This is a genomic window from Caballeronia udeis (genome assembly GCF_044909315.1).
GTDB lineage: Bacteria > Pseudomonadota > Gammaproteobacteria > Burkholderiales > Burkholderiaceae > Caballeronia > Caballeronia udeis_A.
Genome location: NZ_JBIYEB010000045.1, coordinates 37,126 through 45,013, shown reverse-complemented (window position 1 = coordinate 45,013; position 7,888 = coordinate 37,126). Strand labels below are relative to the sequence as shown.

Below are 7,888 nucleotides of genomic sequence, written 5' to 3'. Positions count from 1 at the left end.
TCTTTAGACAAAGTAGTCCCCATCACTTATTTGGTGGGGACTACTTTGGACACTATCCAGCTGCCTGTACATGCGGCCTTCAGATGACGCTTACGGTCTTCTCGGGTGAATGCGCGTTGCTTCTTCGTGCCGGGCGAGGGGTTGGGTTGCGTACCGCCGCACCACGATTCGTACGTGATGGCGAGCCCGAGATCGGACGGTTGTCGCGCTGCGCCTGCAGGACTTGCGCGACCTGCAGCGCATGGCCGAGCCGCTTGTGCTCGATCACGGCACCCTGATCAATCTCCGCGAGCTTGTCGTACGGCACATAGCGCAGCGCTACGCCAGCGGCCCGGATCTCGATGCGACCGTCGGGATACTCCCACACGTCGATGTAACGACCGATCAGCTTACGGTTGGCTACGGTATCTTCCAGCAGGTAGATCACGCGGTCGTTGAGCACGGTCAGCGAGCGCGACACCTTGCGCATCACCCGCCAGGTCAGGATCGCGTCGAGATCCTCGTCATCGCGCAGCGGCCGATGCGCATCGAAGGTACTGCGCGGCGGCTTCGCGAAATGCGCGTTGTAGGTCGCCATGAATGCAGGCGCGTACGCATTCGCTGCGGCGAGCGTGCTGATGCCGCGCAGCCGCAGTTCCTTGACGAGCCGGTCCTGCAGCGTCAGGTGTGCACGCTCGACGCGGCCCTTCGCCGGACTGCTGTTCGCGCACCACGTATCAACGTTGAGCTCGTACATCGCGCGGCCAAACTGCGTGACGCCGTTGCCGGTGGTTGCCGCACGCGTGCCGCGGAACACACTCGCACGGTCGCTGTAGAGAGCGACTGGCTTGCCGAAGTGCTCCAGGTACATGCGCGTCGCCTCGAAGTAGCTGAAGGTCGATTCGCTCGCGGTGAAGTGCAGAGTCATCAGCCGGCTCGTCGCGTCATCCACATACACCAACAGCGTACAGGCCGGCGCTCGGTCCTCAAACCAGCGATGGTCGCTGCCGTCGATCTGCACGAGTTCGCCGAAACAGGCCCGTCGTGCTCGCGGCTGATAGACCTTCGGCGGGCGCTGTTTGCGCGGCACCCACAGACCCGCGTCCATCATCAGGTGACGCGCGGTTTCCTTTGACAGCACCAGCCCATGGCATTCATGCAGCTTCTCGCACGCGAGCGTTGGACCGAAGTCCGCGTAGCGCTCGTGGATCAGTCCGAGTGCCCGATCAAGTACCGTCTGCGGCAACTGATGATTGCTGCGCGTACCACGCCGCCGCGAAACGAGGCCAGCGGCGCCTTCGTCGCGGTAGCGCATCACGAGCCGCTCGACCTGGCGTCGGCTTAAACCCAGCCGTTCAGCCGCGCGCCAAGTCATCAGCCGAGCCTCGGCTACCGCTTCAATGACCTTCAGCCGGTCAAGCTCCTGCATGCTCATCGTGATCGTCCCGGTGCGCGTCATGGCGGTCTCCACAGCGGGGAAACCGCACCGGCATGCGCTACAGATCGCTTGGGTGCGACATCTGTACTTTGCCCAAGTACGACACTACTACTTTGCCCCTACAGCAAACCAAAAAAATTTTAAAGATTATGTCAAATAAAACAATGAGTTCGATCCGGCTCACTCTGCTGTTCGAGGTCTTGTGCTTGATCCAACGTCCTCTATTCCCAACTGGCTGAAGCAACCGATCGCTTCGTAATAGATCGACTTCAATCCACTTCCGCCCAGCGTCATCGTTGTCGCGGGGTCAGATGGACTGCTTGCTGCAGCGGCGCGAATGGCACTCATCGGGCCTTTATCGACGACGTTCGACCAGCCTCGTGTCTAGGTCAGCAATCTGGCGGGTTCAGGCGTAACCTGGTTGAGTCGCGGGACGGTCGAATCCTATATCAGCCAACTCTCGCTTCTATTTCTAAGCGACCGCTTCCCTTCCCTTAACCGTCAGTATTCGTGCGGCGTGAGGTGCCCCCTTTAAAAGAGCGATCCGACATGGAGCGGTTCACTCGAAGTTAGCTCCGAACGATTTCATCTTTTCGTATCGCCACATATGTAGCAGACCTTTTTAGGTTGGGACACGCGCTGGGGTCCGAATTTTCTCAATAAAGCGACGATAAGCGGCTTTTCTCCGACCGATTACCGCCGGCGGCCATGGACGGAAGTCTTTCCCGATTACTAGCGCGATCCAACTGAAAAAGGGCACGTTGTTTTTATCCGAGCGACTGCCTACGTCTGTAGCTTGCGATCGTTACCAATTTAAATAAAAATCGAGTCAAAGAGTTGGCTCAAGAGCTTCGATCTATACCCCGCGTCGTAGATACTCTTTCATACGGCGCCATGGACCATGCGCCAGCCTTAACTAGAACTCCGAAGCCTCTTCGAGCAATTTGCATGCACGAATGCTTTCGATTCATCTCAGCATGGGACGCAAAATTTCCAAGCAAGGTGGGAAATCATGATAGACATCGAACTTCTCAATAAGCGCCTGGAACAAGAAGGTGCTAAATGGCGCGCCGGCGAAACGCCTTATTCGAAGCTCAGCATCGACGAATTGCGCAGGCTTGCCACCGGTCGCCCTCGGAGAATAAAAACTCCGCCTGACCGATCACCGCTGCCCGAACCCGGATCCCCGCAGAAATTTGATCAAGTTGTCGACTGGCGCAATCGCGACGGGAAAAGCTACGTCACACCCGTCAAAGCCCAAGGCGGGTGCGGTACTTGTACCTCTTTCGCTGTTATAGGCCTGGTTGAGTCCATGGCGCTGATAGAACACGGCGTCACTCTTGATTTATCCGAAGCCGACCTTGCTTTCTGCGGCACGCATACTGACGACTGCTCAGGCTGGGACTGTGATTTGGCGCTCAAAGACATCGAATCCCGGGGCGTAGTGACCGAAATACGGTTACCTTATTTCCAAGACTTCCTTCCGCACCACACCTCGTGGAATGGTGATGTCCCGCAGCGGATCACGATTCCCGATCACGACGCTCACGCTGTCAAGGTAAAAAGTAACAGCGACATTTTCGACGTCGCGCAGCGCAAGTCTTATCTCAGCGAAATCGGTCCCCTGACAGCTGGCATCACGTGTTACGACGAATTTTCTTTCTACAAGGGTGACGGCATCTTCTCACCGACGAGCGCAGCGATAAACGTCGGCGGCCACGACATCCTCATCATCGGTTACTCCGAGATAGAGCAATATTGGCTGATTAAAAACTCCTGGGACGTATCTTGGGGAAATAACGGCTTTGGCAAAATTGCCTATGGGACCTGTGACATCGACATCGAAACCGCTACCGAGAAGACCTACTTTAACAGTTGCAGCGGCGTATTGATTCCGCAGCGCGTCCTCGACGAAATCGTCCAAAGCGTGTCCGCCGTTAATCTTGTCACCATTTCCAACGCCACTCGCTGCGACGCCTTCTACTCACCCGACGACAAAGACCGTCACATCATCGTCGCAGCATCAGACGGCGATATTTCGGAGGTATACTTTCAACATGCTCCGGTATCCGAAACACATCTGATCCAAGTCGATGGCCTAATCGATCTCGCTGCTTTCTACACCGATGACGATAACAATCGACACGTACTGACCATCGATACCAGCGGAGGCGTCAAAGAAGTTTACTACGGCACACACGGCATCTCCCAGGTGCAAATCGCCACTATAAAAAATGCAGCAAGGGTCTCAGGCTTTTACGACGTAGACGACAATTCCCGTCATGCCCTGATTGCCACCACGGACGGCAAAGTTATCGAGATCACCTACGGACAAGGCAGTCGGAAACAGACGCAGGTTGCCGCATTAGACGACATCATCGATATGTGCGCGTTCTACACCACGGACGACCGTTACTCGCACGTAATTGTCGCGACCGCCAACGGCAACATTACCGAGGTCTACTACAGTCCTACAAAAACCGGTGGCACTACAGTCATCAGCAACGTCACGGACCCGAGGGCCATCGCCGGTTTCTACTCAGGCAACGAATACTTCAGCCGGCGCGTCCAAATCCAAACTGGTAACAACCATATACTCGAAATCCGCTTCGACGCATCCGACACTCCCGTGATTCACCCGCTATACAATGGCGCCCCCGTCGCCGACATCGGTGGATTTGTTTCCACCGACGACGAAATTAGCCACTGTATGGTTCTGCAAACTACCGGTCAAATAGTAGAAATGTACTATTAGCGCTGCGCGGGGTGAAAGGGTGTGACAAGCGGCTAGCCGTATCGAAAGTAGCTTATGCGCGAGGCGCGGCAGAACATTACATGATCTAAACACAGCTTCTTAAATAATGCAGCATAGTATCCGTAGGACTTCGTTTGGTCCGATCCAGTGCCGGAAACAGGCTTCGACGGCCGAGAGAACTTCGGCGAGCGTGGCGAAGTACCGGTTATGCAGCGCCAGACGCCTTGTCAGCTTCCAGACCCGTTCAATAGGCGCCAGTTGCGGGCTGTATGGCGGGAGGAACAGCAACGTCAGGTCCCGCCTGTATTTGTGCAGCATTGGCTTGAGCATGTTGGCATGGTGGTACTTGGCGTTGTCCAGCACGACGACGATGCGCTTGCCACGACGTCGATGACGCAGTAGCCGGCGCAGAAAGGACATGAACGTTTCTGCGTTGAAGATAGGGCACACCTGCCAGACGAAGCGCCCGGTGCTCAGGCTCACGGCGCCAAAGCACGCCACCGACTTGCGCGTGGGCGCGTGCATCAACACCTGATCGCGAACCTCCGGGGCCAACCACATGCGACAGCGAGATCCATGCTGCTGAAAATGGCATTCGTCCAGGCTCCATAACTCAACGTCGTCGCGCTTTGCCAGGCGCCGCAGTTTTTTTACTGTCGCAACCCGTACGGGATCAGACTGAGCGACTTGCGGGCGCGGTTTGCGCAGCCGAAAACCCATCTGGCGAAACAGCCGCTGGCACTGTCGCACGCCCAGCTCGATGCCGTAGCACTGACGCAAGTGCTCCGACAGAACGGGCCCATCCCACAGGCCCGCTTCAAATCCGAAGTCACGTGGTGTCTTGCGCAGGTCAGCCTCAATACGAGCCCATTGCGATTCATCCAACGTACGTGGACGTCCGGGCCGCTCACCTTCCCGCAATCCCTCGAAGCCGCCGCGCTCGAAACGTTGGACCCATCGCTGAACGGTCGTGGCCGCTTGACCGAACAACTGGCCCACTTCAGTGCACGAGTAACCGCTGCTTACCAGCAGCACCCCATGGAGACGATGGTCATACCGCGATTCCTCGCTCCGTTCGATCTCCTGTTGAATCGCAACCTGCATGATCTGCGGGTCTGCAATTTCGAGCTTGCGCATGGTCGCCTCTCCATCGTTGAAGCGCAACTCGAACACGCCTGTTTCGCCGGACGCGCATGGCGCCGTTGCGGGGAACGACAGGCGCATACCGAGCCGTTTCGCGCGGGCGCTCATCTGCGTCCGACTCATGCGCGGCCGGCAATCCGACATGAAGCGCGTCACTGTCCCGGGCAGAGACTCATGCGCGACGCCGGGTGGAAGCGTCAGTCCAGTGAGCAGTTAGATATCAGCTATGTGGCTGGTTTTCCTGGTGGCCAGTACCTTTGCGTCTATACAGCTTTTTGCGACGCGTTGCTCCTTTGGCCGTCGGTACGGTACGGGATGAACGGGTCGGCCGTGGTGTTTTCCGCCCACCCGCCGGGGTAGCCGGCGGCCGGCCACCCCGCGAGTAGGCGGCTGGACCATCGCGGACGGCCCCGGCTCGGGGCAATGTGAGCCGGATGAGCGCGAACTGGCGGGACGGCATATACCGGTGCGCTTCGACAGCGATAAGGCCGCTATCGCGACGATCTGCGTGGGACCGCACGACAGTTCGACCTTGCGCATGACCCCACCTGGACACTCCATTGTGTCGCGAGCGGGGGTATTGCCCTGTAACGGTGGGTGTCGTACTGGCTCCGCCCCGCGGATCATCGCTATCAGTTCGCGGCCAAGCCGCGCGTGTTGTACCCACCTTCCATACGCATGGAGCACGGAAATGATCGTCTTCGTCACCGAAAAACCCATGGCCGCTCGCGCAGCCCGCCGCTCAGAAATATCCCGACCAGCGCATCTTTACGCTTGAGGCGCACCCGTTCAGCACATTCGCTTTCAACTACGGGCGCGGCTATCTCTGGAACCAGTATCCCCGCACTGACTTTACGCGGTACACCGTACGGCGCGACGCCCCTTTGTCGATCCACGAGATCACGGGTGGGAAGGTGGTCGCCCTCCTCGAAAAGGACCGCGAGCGCGCTGCGCGTGAGTTACTGGTCAAATCGGACCAGATCGTGTTTGCTGGCGACCCTGATCCCTCCGGTGCCATTGCTTTTCGCGAGCTTCTGCTTCACCTGACCAACCTGGAACAGGCGGACCGTGCCCACCCCGCACTGATGTTGGCGACCATGACCGAGGACGACGTCGCGCTTGCATTCGAGCAGGGTGAAACGACGAACGACGCGGCGTTTTCGCGCCGTTGTATATACGGCGAAATCAAGCGCTACTTTGACTACAACTAAAACCTGAACTCGCTTGCGATCCTCGGCTTGCCATCGAAATGAACAGCAGCCGTTTCGTCCGTCCTGAGCCCGAGATAGGTAAATGTGATTCCCGGACGCAGCGCGTAGGCGTAGAAAGGAGCACGATCGATTGGCTGTGCCCAGTGCGTCTTGGGAGGACTTATGCCCTCCGTATGACAATCGTCCAGCACAGCATGGTTGAACTTGCCGACGCGGCACGAGGTGTTGTAGTCCAGGATCGTTCGCACAAACCTGGCTTCGTCCTGGCCAATGGCCCGCGACAGTTCCGACAGAGTGTTCGCTTTGATTCCCGGAAACACGGGAGGCATGAAGCGCCCGGTCGCCTTCGAATCGATGATCGAATATGCGATCTGGCCGGGTTGTTGCGCGACGAGCCGCCCCAGATTGCGTAGCGCTTCGGCCAAAAATCCTCGCCTTCATCGTAAAACCGCTCGGCGTTCCGATTGAGCACAACCCCCAGTGAAACGCAGTCGACGCGGGTGCAGATGCCGCCATCGTAGAGCGGCGCCCGCGTCGATCGCGACGCAATGCGATTGCGATGGATCGCCGATAACGTCGGCACCGGCATCGATCATGTACTTGAGCAATACACCCATGTTGAAACGTGTGCCGCGAATGAGAAAATTGTCTGCCACCCATTCGCCATTCACCTGGCCCCACGCCTCCCGCAGCCATTCCCGATTCGACTCGAATCCTCCAGCCGCGAGCACACATGTCCTGGCCTCAATGCGTTCATTCCCGAGGCGTGCTGCTACAAAGCGATCCCCGTCGAGTTCGATCGAATCGACCGTCGCGTCATAGCGAATCTGTACTCCTGATGATTCCGCACTACGGTAGTATGCGTTGACAAGCGCTTTGCCCCCGCCCATGAAGAACGCGTTGGTCCTGGCAACATGCAGCGCGCCGGACAGCGGCGGCTGAAACCGGACACCATGCTTTCTCATCCAGCTTCGACAGGTCGACGATGCACGGATCGCCGTGCGTGCCAGCTTCTCGTCTGTCAATCCACCCGTTACCTTCAACAGGTCCTGCCAATATTCTTCTTCGGGATAGGCATCGATAAGTACATCTTGCGGCGCGTCATGCATGCATCGAAGATTGCGCGTGTGCTGGGAATTTCCGCCGCGCCATTCTCGAGGCGCAGACTCGAGGAGCAATACAGATGCGCCGGCTTCGCGAGCCATCAGCGCCGCGCAAAGGGCCGCGTTGCCTCCGCCAATGACCAGGACGTCAAACATAGACCCAACCTTAAAAAGAACTTGGATTGGAGTGTAGGCGTCCTGCTGTATGTCATCTACGGGGCCAAATGAAACACGTCTTCCTCATCGTGAAGTCCCAAGT

3 protein-coding genes and 2 pseudogenes are annotated in these 7,888 nt (G+C 57.8%); 2 read left to right on the top strand and 3 right to left on the bottom strand.

Annotated elements, in window-relative coordinates; all coding sequences use genetic code 11:
• Positions 1 to 26: 26 nt before the first annotated feature.
• Positions 27 to 1,438 (bottom strand): annotated as a pseudogene (locus tag ABH944_RS41050) (ISNCY family transposase).
• A gap of 991 nt (positions 1,439 to 2,429) precedes the next feature.
• Between ABH944_RS41050 and ABH944_RS41045 the strand changes: the two are divergent.
• Entirely contained in the window at positions 2,430 to 4,172 is a 1,743-nt protein-coding gene (locus tag ABH944_RS41045) for a C1 family peptidase (RefSeq protein ID WP_404614543.1), read from the top strand.
• 99 nt (positions 4,173 to 4,271) lie between these two features.
• On the opposite strand, the gene ABH944_RS41040 is transcribed toward ABH944_RS41045, so the two are convergent.
• Positions 4,272 to 5,438, bottom strand: coding sequence for an IS630 family transposase (locus ABH944_RS41040; protein ID WP_404614541.1), 1,167 nt, complete (start codon positions 5,436 to 5,438; stop codon positions 4,272 to 4,274).
• A gap of 761 nt (positions 5,439 to 6,199) precedes the next feature.
• Here ABH944_RS41040 and ABH944_RS41035 point away from each other — a divergent pair.
• Entirely contained in the window at positions 6,200 to 6,526 is a 327-nt protein-coding gene (locus ABH944_RS41035; protein WP_404614539.1) for a hypothetical protein, read from the top strand.
• Between the two features lie 23 nt (positions 6,527 to 6,549).
• On the opposite strand, the pseudogene tcuA reads toward ABH944_RS41035, so the two are convergent.
• Positions 6,550 to 7,785 (bottom strand): annotated as a pseudogene (tcuA, locus tag ABH944_RS41030) (FAD-dependent tricarballylate dehydrogenase TcuA); the annotation flags it as partial.
• Between the last annotated feature and the right edge of the window lie 103 nt (positions 7,786 to 7,888).